Consider the following 19266-nt stretch of genomic DNA (forward strand, 5'->3'; position numbering starts at 1 on the left):
GCCAAAGAACCTAAGGCTCTTTGGCTCGTTAACAACACAATCATGAATAAAAGAATTAACTGTGATTAAAGCCGCCGCCTTCTTCTTCTGTTAGCGGTTTATTGACAGGGTGCTTATCGAAATACTCTAAGGTGCGTTTGAAGTCATCAATGAGTAATGCGGCTAAATCTAAACTAACTCCATGACGCACTAGAATACGTTGAATAACAAGGTCTTCACGGTTTGCTGGCATGGAGTAAGCAGGAACTTGCCAGCCACGGCTACGCAGTTTGTCTGCGATGTCATAGAGGGAATATTTGCTGGTGGCGGTGCCTTCTTTCAGTTTCCATGCTAATGCAGGGATACCAGTTTGGCTATCACCATCAAAAATCATTTCAAATGGCCCTAATTTTTCAATTTCGCGGCTGAGGTATTGTGCAGTTGCATAGCAAGCGTTGTGGATTTTTGCATAGCCTTCGCGACCCAGTCTCAAGAAATTATAATATTGAGCAATGATTTGACCGCCAGGGCGAGAGAAATTCAGTGCGAATGTTGGCATATTACCGCCTAAATAATTCACATTAAAAATCAATTCTTCTGGAAGGTCTTTGGCTTCACGCCAAATAACCCAGCCAGCGCCTAATGGCGCCAAACCAAATTTATGGCCTGATGCATTAATGGATTTTACACGTGGTAAGCGGAAATCCCATTCTAAATCTGGTGCACAAAATGGAGCTAAGAAGCCGCCACTAGCACCATCCACATGGATAGGAATATCCAGTCCAGTTTCTTTTTGCAGTTTATCGAGCGCATCGTGTACAGCTTTTACGGGCTCATATTGGCAGGTAAATGTCACCCCAAGGGTCGGTACGACACCAATAGTATTTTCATCGACACGTTTGAGCACCTCTTCCGGTGTCATGATGAGGCGGTCACCTTCAAGAGGGATCTCTCGGAGTTCAACATCGAAATAACGAGCAAATTTGTGCCAACAGATTTGAACTGGGCCACAAATTAAATTAGGTTTATCGGTCGGTTTTCCTTTAGCGGCTTGTTTTTTGCGCCATTGCCATTTTAGCGCTAGCCCACCAAGCATTGCAGCCTCTGAGGACCCGATGGTTGAGCAACCAAGGGTATTTTCTGCATCCGGTGAATTCCATAAGTCCGCTAACATATGTACGCAGCGGTTTTCAATTTCTGCTGTTTGTGGATATTCGTCTTTATCTATCATGTTTTTGTCGATAGACAAATCCATCAAATCACGAATTTCATCATCCACCCATGTCTGGCAAAATGTTGCTAAGTTTTGGCGTGAATTCCCATCTAGCATTAATTCATCGCGTACTGCACTAAATACATTACGTGGTGCTTGTTCTTTCAATGGAAACTTGGTTTTTGGTAATGATTTGGATAATTCTAATGATGCGTAGACATCATCCATTCCACTGTGTTTTGAATTTAATGCATTATTACTCATGTTTTAATTCCTCAATGACCATGTGGTAATTAAATACTATTAATCTTGAGCTCAATATTAAATATACGCCGTCTTTTGAAAAATTCAAAAGTGTTCAAATAAAAAAGATAATTTAATGAAAAACGTCATAATTAGAAAGTAACAGTAGAGTGAATGATGGTTTATGGTTATTTTGGTTATAGATAATTTTTCCCAAGAGCTGATTGTGTTCATAAAATGATGCTAAAAACCACTCAATTTAACTAAATTATTACATTTTTATGGTTTTTATTTCTATGTATTTAGCTTTTTAGTTGTTTTTATTTGATTTTATATGGGCGAAAAATGTAGTGGAAATAAATGAATGTTCATAAAAAACTAATATTTCAATAATGTTAAGTTATGTAACTTTTATTTAAACCCTGATTTTCATAATGTTTAAAGTTAATTTATACCGTTAACCGTTAAATATAATTATTGTGGCCAAATGAATTTGAATATAAAGAAAATAATAGCATGAGTTATATTGTGGAAAAGTAGTTCGCGAATCTAATCAGTTTAGATATCACGTTAATATATTTACCTTAAAAACACTGGTTCTTTTTTAAACAAGAAATAACTAGTTCTAGCTATTTGATATTTTTTTCTGGGAAAATAGAAGATATGTATAAGAATAGAAGAAAATAGCAAAGGGATGAGACAAAATATTCGCCTCATCCGACTAAATTAAGGCCTAACTCCCAAAGTATGGCAGATAGCATAGGTGAGCTCAGAGCGGTTCAACGTGTAAAAATGAAAATCTTTCACGCCTTCACGGCTAAGAATTTTGACCATATCCATGGCGATTGATGCGCCGACAAGGTTACGGCTCTCAAGGTCGTCATCTAACCCTTCGTACATTTTACTCATCCATGCAGGAATGCGTACGTTAGTCAGTTTGGCAAAGCGCTCGAGTTGACGAAAGTTAGAGACGGGTAAAATCCCCGGCACGATTTCTACATCAATACCTGTCGCGACGCAGCGGTCACGAAAACGTAAATAGCTCTCAACATCAAAGAAAAACTGAGTGATTGCACGGTTAGCTCCCGCATCAATCTTCTTTTTTAAACTAATTAAATCGGCTTGAGCGCTTTTGGCTTCAGGGTGAACTTCAGGGTAGGCCGCAACAGAAATATCAAAATCCGCTTCACTTTTTAACAACTCAACTAGATCAACAGCATACATATCCGGTTTACGGCTGTTGTCAGGTAAATCACCACGCAATGCAACAATATGACGAATACCATTATTCCAATAGTCACGAGCAATGTCTTTCAGTTCATCAGGGCTTGCATCAATACACGTTAGGTGAGGGGCTGCAATTAAGCCCGTTTTATCTTTAATATCTTTGATGATGCTGTGCGTTCTGTCGCGTTCGCCGGAATTCGCACCATAAGTCACAGAGACAAATTGAGGTTTCAGGTTTTTGAGCCTATCAATAGATTTCCATAGTGTCTGCTCCATCTCTTCACTGCGAGGTGGGAAAAACTCAAATGAAACATTAATTTGGCCATCTAACTCAGCTAAGTTTTGATTTAGCGCTTCGCGCTGATTTGCGTGAAAAAAACTCATACCCTGTAACCTCGCAATTTGCAAACTAACTATTTTTTGTACGTTATTATATCCATTTGTGCGTCTATACGTTTAGACGTCCAAATAGAAATTACCAGATCGGTACCAATAGTCAATACTTAAATTAAATTATGACGCTGAGGTTTTTTCAAAGGCAACAGGAAAATAATTCATGATAAAAAACGCGCCCCTTTTCAGAGTCGCGTTCGAATTAATGGCTCGTCAGATTTACTCAGTGAAACAGAAGTGCTCAACCATTTGGCTAATTAATTGGCGAGTAGGTTCAATAAAACGCATATCGATAAATTCATCAGGCTGATGTGCTTGCTCAATAGAACCAGGGCCAAGAACCAACGTCGGGCAGAGCTCTTGGATAAACGGCGCTTCAGTACAGTAATTCACGGTATCCGCTTTTTGCCCCAACAACTGTTCAATTACTGCCACCATCTTGTGGTCCGTTGGGCATTCATAGCCAGGGATCGGCGGATGCATGGGCTCGATCGCCAAGCGACCTGGCCAACGGGCACTAACAGGCTCAAGAGCTTCATTGAGTAGTTCATCTAAGTCCTGCAAAGTCAGGCCGGGGAGTGGGCGAATGTCCATGTGTAATTCACAACAACCACAAATTCGGTTGGCTGCATCACCGCCATGAATATGACCAAAGTTCATCGTCGGGTAGGGAATGACAAATGCAGGGTTGTTAAATCGTTCTTTTAACGTATTTCGTAAGTCCATTAAATGGGAAATAGATTCATGCATTAACTCAATGGCATTGACCCCACGTTCTGGGTCACTAGAATGCCCCGATTGCCCAGTAATGCGGATAGCATTTGATATATGCCCTTTGTGTGCGCGAATCGGTTGTAATGACGTTGGTTCTCCAATAATCGCAAAATCCGGTCTTAGCGCTGTACTGGCTGCAAAATAACGTGCGCCAGCCATCGATGTTTCTTCATCCGCAGTGGCCAATATATGCAGTGGGCGTTTGAGCTGAGTTAAATCCATATCGCGTAACGCATCAACAATAAAAGCAAAAAAGCCTTTCATATCTGCGGTTCCGAGCCCATATAACTTGCCGTCATGCTCTGTTAGCTCAAACGGGTTTTTGCTCCAACGTCCATCATCAAAGGGCACGGTATCGGTATGGCCGCATAGCATCAGCCCACCATTTCCTTCACCAATAGATGCAAGCAAATTATATTTATCTCGCGTTTCCGGCACAGGTTGAATGTTGACCGAAAAACCTAACGTCTCCAGCCACCCACCGAGAAGTTCCACCAGGGCTTTATTGCTCTGGTCCAAATGAGAATCAGTCGCACTAATCGACGGAGTCGCAATTAATTGACGATAAATCTCAATAAATGCAGGTAATTTAATATTCACTGTTGACAGCCTTTATCCATAATAGTATCAATATTCATGCACTTTATTTGAATAAAAATACACATTAAACTGTTTGGGTCACGAGTACAAGGTAGAAAGCATATGTTGAACACACTCATTATCGGGGCCAGTGGCTATACTGGAGCAGAATTAGCCGCTTATTTGCAACGCCATCCTGAAGTTAATCTTCAAGGATTGATGGTATCGAAGCAAAGTGCGGATGCAAATAAACGTTTTTCTGATTTACATCCTCAGTATAAAGGCATCATAGACCTTCCCGTTCTGCCATTAACCGATGTCGCAGAAGCAGCGGAAGGTATTGATGTTGTTTTTCTTGCCACTGCACATGAAGTAAGCCACGACATAGCCCCTCAGTTTCTTGAAGCGGGCTGCGTTGTGTTCGACTTATCGGGTGCTTATCGTGTTCAAGATCCTGCGTTCTATACGCAATACTATGGCTTTGAACATACAAATACTGAATGGCTAATGCAAGCAGTTTACGGTTTAGCAGAATGGCAGGCCGATAAAATTCGTCAAGCGCAACTGATCGCAGTACCAGGGTGTTACCCAACGGTTTCCCAATTAGCACTTAAACCATTGATTGAAGGCAATTTGCTAGATGAAGCTATGTGGCCAGTGATTAATGCCACCAGCGGAGTCTCTGGAGCAGGCCGTAAAGCCTCGATGACCAACAGCTTTTGTGAAGTGAGTTTGCAACCTTATGGCATCTTTACTCATCGCCATCAGCCAGAAATTGCGACTCACTTGGGAAGAGAGGTTATTTTTACACCACATTTAGGCAATTTCTCTCGAGGCATCCTTGCAACGATTACGTGCAAAGTAAAAGCGGGTGTTTCGGCAGAAAAAATTACACAAACGTTTAAAGATGCTTATCAAAATAAACCGTTAGTGCGGCTATATGAAAAAGGCGTTCCTGCATTGAAATCGGTAGTTGGTACGCCGTTTTGTGATATTGGCTATGTATTGAAAGGTGAACACCTGATTTTAGTGGGTACAGAAGATAACCTACTCAAAGGTGCGGCAGCACAAGCCGTTCAGTGCATGAATATTCGTTTTGGTTTTGCTGAAACTCAGTCTTTATTTTAAGAAGGATTAACCCCATGCAACCCTTAGTGATTAAATTGGGCGGAGTGTTACTTGATAGCGTCGAGGCACTTGAAAAATTATTTACAGCGATTCAAACCTATCGGCAAGCACATCAACGTGAGTTGGTGATTGTACATGGCGGTGGCTGTTTAGTTGATGAATTGATGCAAAAACTGCAATTACCTGTCGTTAAAAAGCAAGGGTTACGAGTCACGCCAGCAGACCAAATCGATATCATTACAGGGGCATTAGCGGGTACGGCGAATAAAACATTACTGGCATGGGCAACGAAGTATCAACTTCCAGCCGTAGGGCTTTCTCTTGGTGATGGGCAAAGTGCCACAGTGACTCAATTAAACGAAGAATTAGGTCATGTCGGTGATGCCAAACCTGGCGATGCGAAATTATTGAAATTATTGTTGGGTGCAGGCTATTTACCCATTATCAGCTCTATAGGTATCACACCAGAAGGTGAGTTGATGAATGTAAATGCGGACCAAGCTGCAACCGCTATCGCCCAAGCCTTAAACGCAGATTTGGTTTTATTGTCTGACGTGAGCGGTATTTTGGATGGTAAAGGCCAAAAAATTGACGAAATGACGACGCAAAAAGCGCAAAAGCTCATTGAGCAGGGAATTATTACCGATGGAATGATTGTGAAGGTCAATGCGGCGTTAGACGCTGCGGCAGCCTTACAACGCTCTGTTGATATCGCAAGTTGGCGTCATGCAGAACAACTTCCCGAGCTGTTTAATGGAACAGCAATCGGAACACGGATCTTGGCATCATAAATGAGCCATGGAATAACTATATTAATTGAGCGGATAGGTACGTTATGAAAAAGGGCATTAAAAAGATTGTATTAGCATATTCAGGTGGCCTGGATACATCAGCAATTATTCCATGGCTAAAAGAAAACTATGATGATTGCGAAGTCGTGGCCTTCGTTGCGGATGTGGGGCAAGACCGTGAAGATTTAGTAGGCGTAGAGAAAAAAGCTCTACAATCAGGTGCATCCGAGTGCTATGTCGTCGATTTACGTGAAGAATTCATCAAAGAATATATTTACCCTGTATTGAAAACGGGGGCGCTATATGAAGGTAGCTATTTATTAGGTACGTCAATGGCTCGTCCAATCATTGCTAAAGCGCAAGTTGAAATTGCCTTAAAAGTGGGTGCAGATGCTGTTGCCCATGGCGCAACAGGTAAAGGTAATGACCAAGTGCGTTTCGAAAGCACCTATACGGCATTAGCACCACAGTTACAAGTGGTTGCACCATGGCGTGAGTGGGACTTACGTTCCCGTGAAGCGCTGCTCGATTATCTGAAAGAGCGTAATATTCCAACAACAGCTAGCCTTGAAAAAATCTACAGCCGTGATGAAAACGCATGGCACATTTCTACGGAAGGTGGTGTTTTAGAAAGCACATGGAATGCTGCAAACCAAGATTGTTGGGTATGGACTGTCGATCCGCAAGATGCACCAGATGAAGCTGAATTAGTTACCGTTGGTGTCAAACACGGTGAAGTCGTTTCGGTAAATGGTCAAGCATTGTCTCCACTTGGCTGTTTAGAAGCATTAAATACTTTAGGTGCAAAACATGGAGTGGGCCGTATTGATATCGTTGAAAACCGTTTAGTGGGTATGAAATCTCGTGGTTGCTATGAAACCCCGGGAGGCACCATTATGATGGCGGCATTACGTGGTATTGAACAACTGGTTCTTGACCGTGACAGCTACAAATGGCGTGAGCAACTCGGCTTAGAAATGTCATATGTGGTTTATGATGGCCGTTGGTTCGCACCACTACGTCACTCGCTGCAAGCAGCTGCTGAATCATTAGCACAAGATGTGACAGGGGAAGTTGTTCTGAAATTATATAAAGGGCAAGTGACTGCGATTCAGAAAAAAGCGGATAAGAGCCTGTATTCTGAGGAATTTGCCACATTTGGTGAAGATGAAGTTTATGACCACAGTCATGCAGGTGGGTTTATTCGTCTTTACTCACTGTCTTCACGTATCCGTGCGCTGAAAGAACAAAACAAAGCGAAATAAATCAAATAGTAGTCTCCCGGCAGCCAAGACTGCTGTCGGGGTTAAAAACTTATTTTATCAATCAGGTAGGGATTAGTTATGGCACTTTGGGGTGGACGTTTTAGTCAGCAAGCGGATCAACGGTTCAAACAGTTTAATGATTCATTGCGTTTCGATTATCGCTTGGCGCAACAAGATATTATCGGCTCAGTCGCATGGTCAAAATCACTAGTAACAGTTGGTGTATTGTCTGATAGCGAACAACAAACTTTAGAACAAGCGCTAAACTCCTTACTGAAAGAAGTGCAAGATAACCCTGAAATTATCCTGCAAAGTGACGCAGAAGATATTCATAGCTGGGTTGAAGGTAAGCTGATTGATAAAGTTGGTGATTTAGGGAAAAAATTACATACCGGTCGTAGCCGTAATGACCAAGTGGCAACAGATTTAAAACTGTGGTGTAAAGACCAAGTCGCATTGTTGCTTGAAGCGGTAACCGAATTACAAAAAGCGTTGGTCATCACCGCAGAAAATAACCAAGATGCAGTAATGCCCGGTTATACGCATTTACAACGTGCCCAACCGGTGACATTTGCCCACTGGTGTTTAGCCTATAGCGAAATGCTAGCGCGTGACGAAAGCCGTTTAAAAGATACCTTAAAACGTTTAGATGTCAGCCCATTAGGGTGTGGGGCATTAGCAGGAACGGCTTATGATATCGACCGTGAGCAGCTTGCCTCTTGGTTAGGTTTTTCTTCTGCAACGCGTAATAGCTTGGATACGGTATCAGACAGAGATCACGTTCTTGAATTATTATCGAACGCAAGTATCGGTATGGTTCATTTATCCCGCTTTGCTGAAGATTTAATTTTCTTTAATAGTGGAGAAGCTGGCTTTGTTGAGCTATCAGACAAAGTGACATCGGGTTCATCACTCATGCCGCAAAAGAAAAACCCTGATGCATTGGAATTGATCCGTGGAAAATGTGGGCGTGTCCAAGGTGCATTGACAGGTATGATGATGACCCTAAAAGGGCTCCCTCTTGCTTACAACAAAGATATGCAAGAAGACAAAGAAGGGCTATTTGATGCATTAGATACTTGGTTAGATTGCATGCACATGGCTGCGTTGGTTCTTGATGGTATTCAAATTCGTCGTAGTCGTTGTGAAGATGCCGCAAAGCAAGGTTATGCGAATGCAACCGAACTCGCTGATTATCTGGTTGCTAAAGGTGTTCCATTCCGTGAAGCGCATCATATTGTGGGTGAGGCCGTTGTTGCCGCAATTGGGCAAGGTAAAGCTTTAGAGGAAATGGCTTTAAGTGATTTGCAAAAATTCAGTAGCACTATTCAGTTGGATGTCTATGAAGTTTTATCACTACAATCTTGTTTAGATAAGCGGTTAGCAAAAGGCGGGGTATCTCAGAAACAAGTGGCAAATGCTATTGTAGAAGCAAAAAAACGATTAGAGCTGTGATCGGTTATAGAAGATAAAAATGGGGGGTAGCATGACTACCCCAATTCCCATAACGCGTTCGTTTTTAAATATATTTAATGGTTAACATTCTTAATTGCTTCTCCTCATTGATCCAATTGTATGAGTATTCATTTCGACCATCATTAATAACGTTCCAATCTTTTCCTTGAGTAATATTATTTAGCCCAATATTTGTCATTGTAGACTCAGTATTATTCAAGCAACTCAATTTAATATGTGTATCAGAGACAGCATTCGTACAAGTTGGGTGAACCACTGCGCCATTGAAGCTAATAGTGCCTGATTCTTGGCTTTGGTTCGCATAGGTATTGAATGTACTGAATACTAAAACTAATATTAAAGCTGTTGATGAACGATTAAATACTCTTTCTGTTATTGATTTTTGCATAATAGAGCCCTACAACTTAATTCGTTTTAAATCAGTTGTTTATGTAATTTGTTTTTAAAGTTGGGTTATTTTCTAATTAAGCGTGTTGCACGGATAATAATGCATATCCTTTTTCTTTATTAGTCCAATTGAATTGGTAAATACTCGTGCTTCCATTTAATTCTTTCCATTCTGGTGATTTTTTCTCTTTGGAAAAGTTAATTGGGCTAGATTCCATTTTGTTTTTTTCATTATTAAAACAATTCAAAGTTGTGTTGTTTTGATTAATGTCATAGGTACATGGTGGAGAAACAATCATAGCTTTAAAAGTAATGGTTGTTTGATTTCCTTCAGCTTGTACATTCGTAGTAAAGAATGATGTTGCAGCTAAAGCGAAAGTTAAAGTTAATACTGAAGTGATTTTTTTAATAGTCATAATGTTTGCTCCTAATTTCAAATTTCTGTAATTCGGTTTGTTTAAGTTTTCATATATCTTGCTATGGGAAGAATTATAAAATGAAAAACTCTAAAAAGGTGTAAATCTAAAAGCTAAAAATGTATTAAAATATAATGCTAAATGGCCTGCTTTAATATATCTCTAGGGTCATTTTTTAATGATTCACATTTATAATATTCCGTTAAGTTTGGTTTATTAGTGTTTAATGTTCTGTGTTTGCATCAAAACCTCCCTTTTGGGTGGTTTAATCTATTGTGGCGTTTTTTAAAACCGCCTTGAATATATTCATTTTTAGATATAAAAAATGGCTGTTATATTGAGATTTTTAATTTGTTTTTAAATACAAACTTACAAAGTTTAATTGAAAGTGAAAATGAATATGACAAAATGTTTCAGAAATAAGGCATTGTGATTTCTTTTTTAAACCTTTGGAGAGTAATGTTCTTTGTTTCCAAAATAATATTGGTTAATACCACCTTATTATTAATGAAAACGTTTCAGTATTGCTCTAAATTATGTTTTCGATACTTGAATTGGTATTTGATGCTTTTACTCTTCATTTTTATTACCTCATTCATATTGGTATTCATCAGTATTTTGAATTACCTATTTATGTTGTTATACCCCCTAGAGGATTTTTATTGGTATGTGCAGTTTTCAAACTTATGCTTGTATCACTGCTCATCATATACATGCATATCTTATATCGGCATGCTTGTGGTTTTCTGTAATAATTTTGTTTGCTATTTAGATCATTTATGGGGAAGGTAAAGCTGATAATAGTGTTCATAGTATTTAGCCCTCCGTATTATCATCATTGATGAGGATATTGCAGAAGTTAGGTGACTATATAAAACTATTAATTTGAATTGATGCTGTTCTATGCTTTTCTTTTCTTATAATAAATATAGGGTGTTATTTTGAGTTTATCCACAATAAAAGTGTGTGTAATTATGTGTAAGATTTTAAAGGACTTTATACATGACGTTATTTTCACTCATGAAATTATAAAACTAAAATAATAAATTAATGCAAATTTAAAAAAATTACTTCTTCTTTTTTTTAATCTTGTATCCATGTACTAGCTTGAAATGTTTTTGAGGTTGGTCAATTGGATTTTTACTTTAATATTGATCTTAAACAGAGTTTGCACTGATATTTAATACTGATTTAAGTATGATAAGTGAAGCTTAATGTTTTTCTGGTGTTGTGTTTTCTTTGTAAATAACAGGAGGGTAAATAATGACACATTTTGTTTCTAAATATTACGCTTTGTTTCATTTTATTGCGGGTTTTGTACAGAAAATGAGGTTTTCTCCCTATTTTTCAATTTATCAATAGATAAAACAAAACAATATCGATATAGTGATTGGTATTATCTATCTTTGGTTTGACAGAGAATTCACGAAAGGAAAAGAAATATGAATATTCGAGATTTAGAGTACCTTGTCGCACTCGCCGAACATAAACATTTTAGACGTGCCGCGGATTCTTGTCATGTTAGCCAACCTACTCTTAGTGGCCAAATTCGTAAATTAGAAGAAGAACTTGGCGTTATGTTGTTAGAAAGAACCAGCCGCAAAGTTCTTTTCACTCAACAAGGTTTATTATTGGTTGAACAAGCCCGTACTATTTTGCGTGAAATTAAAGTATTACAAGAAATGGCCGCCCTCCAAGGGGAAAGCATGTCGGGCCCATTACATATTGGTTTAATCCCAACGGTTGCGCCATATCTATTACCTCATATTATTCCGCAATTGCACCAAGCTCACCCGAAATTAGAAATCTATTTGCATGAAGCGCAAACTCAGCAATTATTGGCTCAGTTAGACAGCGGTAAATTAGATTGCGCTATTTTAGCGGAAGTTAAAGAAACGGAACCTTTTATTGTTGTTCCGTTATTCGAAGAACCGATGAAACTGGCTATTTATGAGAGTCACCCATGGCATGATCGTGATACGATTGAAATGAGTGAGTTGTCAGGTGAAAAGCTATTAATGTTAGAAGATGGCCACTGTTTACGTGACCAAGCGATGGGCTTCTGCTTCCAAGCGGGCGCGAAAGAAGACACACACTTCAGGGCAACGAGCTTAGAAACGTTAAGAAATATGGTGGCTGCAGGGAGTGGAATTACACTTTTACCTGATTTATCGGTACCAAATGAAGTTTGTCGTGATGGGGTATGTTATTTAAATTGTATTGAGCCTGAGCCGAAACGTACAATTGTATTAGTTTATCGCCCGGGTTCACCGTTACGTGGGCGCTATGAACAATTAGCTGAGACCATCTATAACTCAATGGATAACTATTATAAAAATAGAGTTTAAGGTTAAGCCGCCAATATTATTTTTTAATTGATGATGGTTGCCAGGTTATTGGCAACCATAAATCACAAAATAATTAAAATAGTCGATTTAAACCATTTAAAGCCGCAACACGGAAAGCTTCCGCCATTGTTGGGTAATTGAAGGTTGTATTCACGAAATATTCTATAGTATTACCTTCACCTTTTTGTTCCATGATAGCTTGGCCGATATGGATAATTTCAGCCGCTCTTTCACCAAAACAGTGAATACCTAGTATCTGTAATGTTTCTCTATGGAATAATATTTTCAAACTACCGACATTCATACCTGCGATTTGTGCACGTGCTAAATGTTTAAATTGTGCCCGACCGACTTCATAAGGCACTTTCATTGCGGTCAATTCTTGCTCTGTTTTACCAACTGAACTAATTTCAGGAATGGTATAAATCCCTGTTGGAATATCTTCTACTAAATGAGCATCACCTAAACTACCACCAATGGCTCGGGCCGCAATTCGTCCTTGGTCGTAGGCCGCAGAGGCTAAGCTTGGGTAGCCGATGACATCACCAACAGCATAGATATGTTCATTAGTGGTGCGATATGCTTTATTGACTTTAACTAAACCGCGGCCATCAGCCTCAATCCCGACATTAGCGAGACCTAAGCTATCCGTGTTACCCGTTCTACCATTCGCATACAGTAAACAGTCTGCTTTGACTTTTTTACCCGACTTCAGGTGAACAATAACACCGTCTTCGACCCCTTCGATTTTTTCATATTCTTCATTATGGCGAATAACAACGCCACTATTCCAAAAATGATACGACAAGGCATCTGACATTTCTTGGTCAAGAAAGGCCAATAGATGATCGCGGGTATTGATTAAATCAACTTTAACCCCTAATCCACGAAATATAGAGGCGTATTCACAGCCTATCACTCCGGCACCATAAATAATCACATGGCGAGGTTCGTGAGTTAGGTTGAGGATCGTATCACTGTTATAAATTCGAGAATGATTGAAATCAACATCGGACGGACAGTATGGACGAGAACCTGTGGCAATCACGATTTTATCCGCACTTAAAACGTCACAACTACCATCTGCGTAACGGACACTGATATGTTGCTCATCGATAAAGGTGGCTTCACCCGAAAACATTTGGCAACCATTACGCTCATAAAAACCTTGGCGCATGCGTGTTTGTTGGCTAATTACCGTTTCAGCATGACGAAGAATTTCAGAGAAAGAGGAGCTTAAGCTACGGGAGTTATCACTATAAAGAGGGTTTTGGTTGAATTCGATAATACGGCTAACAGCATGACGGAGGGCTTTTGAGGGAATGGTTCCCCAGTGGGTACAGCCTCCGCCGACATTATTATAACGTTCTATAACAGCAACGTTTTTTCCTTGTTTCACTAGCCCCATGGCGGCGCCTTCACCACCAGGACCGGAACCAATGACTATTGCATCAAAATGGGTAAGTTGCATGAGGTAAGACCTGCTCTAAAACAAAATGACAACAAGATGTTATCATTAGTTGGTTATTTCACCTAATTTCCTCGTCGTTTTTCAAATTGATACAGCATTGGCTACACTCGCTTACCCTAGTCACATATTTATGCATGCTCCCAAGGATTTGCTGACGTATTGTTTAATAAAAGGTTGGTAGTATATCAGTGTTAAAAAACTAATTGAAAAAGGCTAAGTTAAATTCTGAAAATGAGTAAATTGTAGTGATAGTCGCTTTTTCTCCAAAACAGTTTAACTATTTTCAGGTATGCTAGGCGAAGAGTAAGGCTTATTACATTTACCTTTCATGATAAGAAACTAGGATCACCGTGAGTAACACAATTGGCGTTAGAGCAAAACAAAAAGAAAAAACTCGGCGTTCACTCGTCGAAGCCGCATTTAGCCAATTAAGCGCTGAACGGAGTTTTACTAGCCTTAGTTTGCGAGAAGTTGCGCGTGAAGCTGGGATTGCACCGACTTCATTTTACCGTCATTTCAAGGATGTTGATGAACTCGGGCTGACGATGGTCGACGAAAGCGGCTTGATGTTACGCCAGCTAATGCGCCAAGCAAGGCAGCGTATTGCAAAAGGCGGGAGTGTGATCCGTACATCAGTCTCAACTTTTATGGAGTTTATTGGTAATAACCCTAACGCCTTTAGGTTATTATTGCGGGAGCGTTCAGGAACATCTGCTGAGTTTCGTGCGGCAGTCGCTCGGGAAATTCAGCATTTTATTGCGGAATTGGCTGATTATCTTGAACTTGAAAGCCGTATGCCTCGCCATTTTACTGAAATGCAAGCAGAGGCCATGGTAACGATTGTCTTTAGCGCAGGTGCAGAGGCGCTAGATATTGATGAAGAAAAACGCAGAAATCTCGAAGAACGGCTGGTATTACAGTTAAGAATGATAGCGAAAGGCGCCTATTACTGGTACCGCCGGGAACAGGAAAAACAAAATCAAACTGACCCAGACCTGACTAAATAATAAGGAGAATCAATGACGGATCAAAAAAGTTATGAAAGAAGCACATTATTGCTAGCCTTTGTGATTGGCCTTGCAACCCATGGAACCTTTTCAACGCTGTTTAACTCGCTGGTCGATTTTTCATTTTTCCCAATTTTAACCCTGATATTGGCAGTGTATTGTTTACATCAGCGCTATTTGCATCAAGCGATGCCTATGGGGCTGCCAAAATTTGTTGCAGGTAGTTTTTTTATTGGGCTTTTTGGCTATGCCGCGATTTTACGTGTGCAAAATCCTGAAATAGGCTCTAATTTTATTCCCGCAACATTTATTGTCATTATCGCATTGTGGATGTACTCAAGCTGGAAAGCACGTAAGAAAGAAAAAGCGGAGCTAGCACTTGAACAAGAAGTTGAAAATTAAGTTTATACGATTTTTCTAATAGTAAGGCGCCGCAGTTCACATCACTGCGGCGTTTTTGTTTTTTAGTAAATTAATAGCGGCTCAGTAATACCCCACTTTCCATATGGTGGGTATAAGGGAACTGGTCGAATAAGGCTAATTTCTCTATTTTATGGGTTTTAGTCAGCTCAGCTAAGTTATCGCATAGCGTTTCTGGGTTACATGAAATATATAGGATATGCTCATAACCCTGAACTAGTTTCACTGTTTCTGCATCTAAACCACTGCGAGGCGGGTCAACGAATATAGTATTGCATTGGTAATCGGCTAAAGAAATACCTTCCAAGCGCCTAAATTCACGGGCACCTTGCATGGCTTGGGTAAAATCCTCTGCGGACATACGAATAATTTGTACATTTTCAATATTATTGGCTTCGATATTATATTGAGCAGCGGCCACTGAGGGCTTTGCAATTTCAGTGGCTAATACGCGTTCGAAGTTTTGCGCTAATGCTAAAGAGAAATTTCCATTTCCGCAGTACAGTTCCAATAAATCACCCGTCGAATTCTGCGTTGCCCCAATTGCCCACTCCAACATTTTGATATTGACCTGTGCATTAGGCTGCGTGAAGCTATTTTCAACTTGTCGATAAACCATATTCTTACCCATAACAGGTAAGACTTCATCGACATAATCATTATCTAACATGATTTTTGTTTTTGACGCTCGGCCAATCAATTGCACATCAAAGCCTTGTTCAACTAAAGCGGCTTTTAACACTTTTGCTTCTGCCATCCATTCTTCACCTAATTTTTTATGGTAAAGCAGCGAAACAATCAGCTTATTACTTAGTGTTGATAAATAGTCAATTTGAAATAATTTATGACGCAGTAATTCATTTTGCTTAATTAACGGCAATAACGCCGCCATCATGTCATTGATCAATTGGCTGGCAACAGGAAACTGGTCAATACGAATACGCTCTTTCGTTTCTTTATTGAACATAATATGAAACAGGTCATCACCTTCATGCCAAATACGAAATTCAGCACGCATCCGATAATGGGATGTTGGAGATGAAAATATTTCAGGTTCAGGGGCGTTAAAAGGAGCCATCATCGCCTTTAAACGATCCGTTTTTTCTACGAGTTGTTGTTCGTAGTCTTCAGTATGCAAGGTGTTTGGCATGTTTGGCTCCATAAAGCAGTAATAAATTCGTATCAGGAGCGAAATTGTAGGGAATGCGGCGAAGATGTCCAGTTTTCATTATCCATCCGTAGACACTTATAACTATTCAACTTACGATAATAGACTGTGGTTTAGGGAATTTGGTGTGAATCCAAGACTGACGCGCAACGGTAAAAGTCCGATACCTGCCACGCATCCAATCGCTTCGTTGAATATTCGCGCGGATCTTATATTCAACCTCGCGGAATGTTAATTAAATTGATTTTCCGAGTGTAACCATAATGAATAATAAAAAGTCGCTGCCGCTATCGGCCGCTGCGCTGGCAGTACTGTGCGCTACTTCTTCTTTGGCAAGTGCAAATGACAAAACTGACCAAGTGGTTGTGTCAGCTAATCGTTTCGAACAACCTATTTCTTCTATATTAGCGCCAGTGACGGTGGTCACTCGTGAAGATATCGACCATTGGCAATCCAATACCGTAATAGATGTATTAAGGCGCTTGCCGGGGGTGGATATTGCTCAAAATGGGGGGATGGGGCAACAAAGCTCTCTTTTTATTAGGGGAACAGAATCTCGTCATGTTTTAGTTCTAATTGATGGCGTTCGTTTGAATCAGGCGGGCATTTCAGGTTCATCTGATATGAGCCAAATCCCAATTTCTCTGGTACAGCGCATTGAGTATATTCGCGGCGCACGCTCAGCGGTTTATGGTTCTGATGCTGTTGGTGGTGTGGTGAATATTATTACTCGTCGTGATAACGATGGCACTACTTTAAATGCAGGTATTGGCTCACACAGTTATCAAAACTATAACGGTTCGACTCAGCAAAAAATTGGTGAGAATACAACGGTAACGGCAGCGGGTGCTTATACTCATACAAAAGGGTTTGATGTTGAAGCCAGAGGAAATACAGGCGGGGGCCCTCAACCTGATAAAGATGGTTTTTTGAATAAAACATTATGGTTAGGTGTTGAGCATCAATTCTCTTCCGCTCTTTCTGCTTATGCACGCGCTTATGGTTATGACAATCGTACGAGTTATGACGGTACGCCAGCAGACACTCGTAAGCTATACAGCAGAACATATGAGTCTGGGTTGAAATATGCGAATGGTAAGTACTCTACAAGTTTGCTTGGGAGCTATAGCCATATGAAAGATTACAACTACAACTATCACAATGGGCGGTATGGTAGCGGTTCTGTAATTGATGAATCAGACCAATACAACTTTCAATGGGGTAATAGCTATAGATTAGAAAAAGGAAATATCAGTGCTGGGGTTGATTATCAACGTCAAAGCATTGAGCCCGGTGGTTATACGATGACAAGTAAAAAAGAAACCGTCAATAACACAGGTATTTATCTTACAGGACAATATGCACTCATCGACTCTGTCAATGCGGAAGGGGCAGTACGTTCAGATCACCATTCTGAATTTAACTGGCACACGACATGGCAATCAGGTTTAAGCTGGGAATTTTATGATGGATATAAGTTAATCGGCTCTTATGCTACAGCGTATAAAGCCCCTAACTTAGGTCAGCTTTATACGGATAATGTTGCTTGGAACATCAAAGGAAATCCAAATTTAAAACCAGAAGAAAGTAAGCAGTGGGAAATTGGTTTAGAAGGCGAAACAGGGTTATTGTTTTGGCAATTAACTGGGTATGAAAACGAGATAACTAATCTGATTGATTTCACTTCGGATCCAGTGACGCAAACTAGTTCTTATAACAATATTGGCAAGGCAAAGATTAAAGGAGTCGAGTGGAATGGTGAATTACAAACAGGCCTATTTAGCCATCAACTCACGTTACAGTATCTAGACCCAAGAAATGAAAAAACAAATAAAGTGCTTAATCGTAGAGCAAAACAACAAGTCAAATACCAGCTAGATTGGAACATTGCTGCTGTAGATATGGGGTTGACTTACCAATATATAGGCAGTCGTTATGATACCAATGAAACTTATCAACGCACTAAAGTCGGCGGCGTTAGCATCTGGGATCTCACCGCTGCATATCCAATCACTTCACATCTCACAATTCGTGGTAAAATAGCTAATATGTTCGATAAAGACTATGAGACCGCGTATGGTTATCGCACCGCTGGAAGAGAATATTTCCTTACAGGAAGCTACAACTTCTGATAACAACCTATCTGTTCGCCCGACCATTCTAGTGTTTGACTCTGGAGTGGGCGGGTTATCTGTTTATCGTGAAGTCAAAAAAATGATCCCGAATGCTCACTATATCTATGCATTCGACAATGAAGCCTTCCCTTATGGTGAAAAAAGCGAAGAGTTCATTATTGATAGGGTCTATCGAATCGTAAATGCAATTGCTGCAAAGCATCCTTTAACCATTGCAATTATTGCGTGCAATACCGCAAGTACGGTCAGCCTTCCTAATTTGAGAGCACATTTTACGTTCCCAGTTGTTGGGGTTGTTCCAGCCATTAAACCCGCAACCAAGTTAACGCGTAATGGCGTGGTTGGTTTATTGGCGACGAAAGGCACTGTAAACCGCGAATACACCAAAGAGCTGATCGAACGTTTTGCTACAGACTGCAAAGTGATTTCCCTCGGTTCTGCGGAACTAGTTCAACTTGCAGAAAGAAAGTTACATGGGGAAACCTTACCGTTAGATGAAGTCGCCCAAACGGTCAGGCCATGGATTCGAATGCCAGAGCCGCCCGATACCGTTATTTTGGGTTGCACGCATTTTCCTCTATTAATAGAAGAACTCGAAAAAGTGCTGCCAAATGGAACTCGATTCATTGATTCAGGTTCTGCAATCGCCAGAAGAACCGTTTGGCTCATTAATAATCAAGAAGAAATCGCCAATTCAGAGGAAGAAAATTTCGCATATTGCTTATTAATGGATGACAACGCAAAAGGATTACAGCCTGTTCTCGAAGCAGAAGGGTTCAAAACGCTGGAAAAACTAGCTATCTAAGTTAAATTTGATGGAAAACTGAGCGAACGAAAAAAAATATG

General features: G+C 40.2%; 16 protein-coding genes and 1 riboswitch. Of the genes, 9 read left to right on the forward strand and 7 right to left on the reverse strand.

Going from position 1 to position 19266, the window contains the following annotated elements; genetic code table 11:
* Positions 1-55: 55 nt before the first annotated feature.
* From PSF31_RS02275 to argE, 3 genes are all read right to left on the reverse strand, one after another.
* Positions 56-1456, reverse strand: coding sequence for a glutamate decarboxylase (locus tag PSF31_RS02275; RefSeq protein WP_004265325.1), 1401 nt, complete (start codon positions 1454-1456; stop codon positions 56-58).
* A gap of 705 nt (positions 1457-2161) precedes the next feature.
* On the reverse strand, positions 2162-3046 hold the full coding sequence (metF, locus tag PSF31_RS02280) for a methylenetetrahydrofolate reductase (RefSeq protein ID WP_096863589.1): 885 nt from the start codon (positions 3044-3046) through the stop codon (positions 2162-2164).
* A gap of 228 nt (positions 3047-3274) precedes the next feature.
* Positions 3275-4429 carry an acetylornithine deacetylase gene (gene argE, locus PSF31_RS02285; RefSeq protein WP_096863588.1) on the reverse strand — a complete coding sequence of 385 codons (1155 nt, stop codon included), beginning with the start codon at positions 4427-4429 and terminating at the stop codon, positions 3275-3277.
* Positions 4430-4531: 102 nt separating this feature from the next.
* Between argE and argC the strand changes: the two genes are divergently transcribed.
* The 4 genes from argC (at position 4532) to argH (ending at position 9047) form a co-directional block, all read left to right on the forward strand.
* Complete coding sequence (gene argC, locus PSF31_RS02290) at positions 4532-5536, forward strand: N-acetyl-gamma-glutamyl-phosphate reductase (RefSeq protein ID WP_094961906.1); 1005 nt, start codon at positions 4532-4534, stop codon at positions 5534-5536.
* Between the two features lie 14 nt (positions 5537-5550).
* A complete protein-coding gene (argB, locus tag PSF31_RS02295; RefSeq protein ID WP_004265333.1) occupies positions 5551-6327 on the forward strand; it encodes an acetylglutamate kinase in 777 nt (258 codons plus the stop codon).
* A gap of 44 nt (positions 6328-6371) precedes the next feature.
* Positions 6372-7592, forward strand: coding sequence for an argininosuccinate synthase (locus tag PSF31_RS02300; RefSeq protein ID WP_004265334.1), 1221 nt, complete (start codon positions 6372-6374; stop codon positions 7590-7592).
* Between the two features lie 78 nt (positions 7593-7670).
* A complete protein-coding gene (gene argH, locus PSF31_RS02305; protein WP_096863587.1) occupies positions 7671-9047 on the forward strand; it encodes an argininosuccinate lyase in 1377 nt (458 codons plus the stop codon).
* A gap of 64 nt (positions 9048-9111) precedes the next feature.
* Here the strand turns inward: argH and PSF31_RS02310 are convergent, their stop codons facing one another.
* The gene (locus tag PSF31_RS02310; protein ID WP_096863586.1) at positions 9112-9456 is read right to left on the reverse strand and encodes a hypothetical protein; all 345 of its coding nucleotides are present in this window, start codon (positions 9454-9456) and stop codon (positions 9112-9114) included.
* Positions 9457-9532: 76 nt separating this feature from the next.
* The gene (locus PSF31_RS02315) at positions 9533-9871 is read right to left on the reverse strand and encodes a pilus assembly protein (protein WP_094961910.1); all 339 of its coding nucleotides are present in this window, start codon (positions 9869-9871) and stop codon (positions 9533-9535) included.
* Between the two features lie 1442 nt (positions 9872-11313).
* On the opposite strand from PSF31_RS02315, the gene oxyR reads away from it, so the two are divergent.
* Positions 11314-12219 (forward strand): DNA-binding transcriptional regulator OxyR, encoded by a 906-nt coding sequence (gene oxyR, locus PSF31_RS02320; RefSeq protein ID WP_004265340.1) that lies wholly within the window; start codon positions 11314-11316, stop codon positions 12217-12219.
* 73 nt (positions 12220-12292) lie between these two features.
* On the opposite strand, the gene sthA is transcribed toward oxyR, so the two are convergent.
* A complete protein-coding gene (gene sthA / locus PSF31_RS02325) occupies positions 12293-13690 on the reverse strand; it encodes a Si-specific NAD(P)(+) transhydrogenase (protein WP_004265342.1) in 1398 nt (465 codons plus the stop codon).
* Positions 13691-14040: 350 nt separating this feature from the next.
* Here sthA and fabR point away from each other — a divergent pair, with 350 nt between their 5' ends.
* Complete coding sequence (gene fabR / locus PSF31_RS02330) at positions 14041-14697, forward strand: HTH-type transcriptional repressor FabR (RefSeq protein WP_004265350.1); 657 nt, start codon at positions 14041-14043, stop codon at positions 14695-14697.
* Positions 14698-14709: 12 nt separating this feature from the next.
* Positions 14710-15099, forward strand: a complete 390-nt coding sequence (locus PSF31_RS02335; protein WP_004265352.1) for a YijD family membrane protein — start codon at positions 14710-14712, stop codon at positions 15097-15099.
* Between the two features lie 70 nt (positions 15100-15169).
* On the opposite strand, the gene trmA is transcribed toward PSF31_RS02335, so the two are convergent.
* Positions 15170-16267: a tRNA (uridine(54)-C5)-methyltransferase TrmA gene (gene trmA, locus PSF31_RS02340; protein WP_096863585.1), complete on the reverse strand. Its 1098-nt coding sequence runs from the start codon at positions 16265-16267 to the stop codon at positions 15170-15172.
* 112 nt (positions 16268-16379) lie between these two features.
* Positions 16380-16474, forward strand: a riboswitch (cobalamin riboswitch).
* A 74-nt stretch (positions 16475-16548) separates the two neighbouring features.
* On the opposite strand from trmA, the gene btuB reads away from it, so the two are divergent.
* Positions 16549-18417, forward strand: coding sequence for a TonB-dependent vitamin B12 receptor BtuB (btuB, locus tag PSF31_RS02345; RefSeq protein WP_096863584.1), 1869 nt, complete (start codon positions 16549-16551; stop codon positions 18415-18417).
* Entirely contained in the window at positions 18362-19225 is an 864-nt protein-coding gene (murI, locus tag PSF31_RS02350; protein WP_096863583.1) for a glutamate racemase, read from the forward strand. Before btuB ends, murI begins: the two co-directional genes overlap by 56 nt.
* Positions 19226-19266: the final 41 nt, after the last annotated feature.

Origin of the sequence: Providencia sp. PROV156, from assembly GCF_028480905.1 — a bacterium.
GTDB classification, from domain to species: Bacteria; Pseudomonadota; Gammaproteobacteria; order Enterobacterales; family Enterobacteriaceae; genus Providencia; species Providencia hangzhouensis.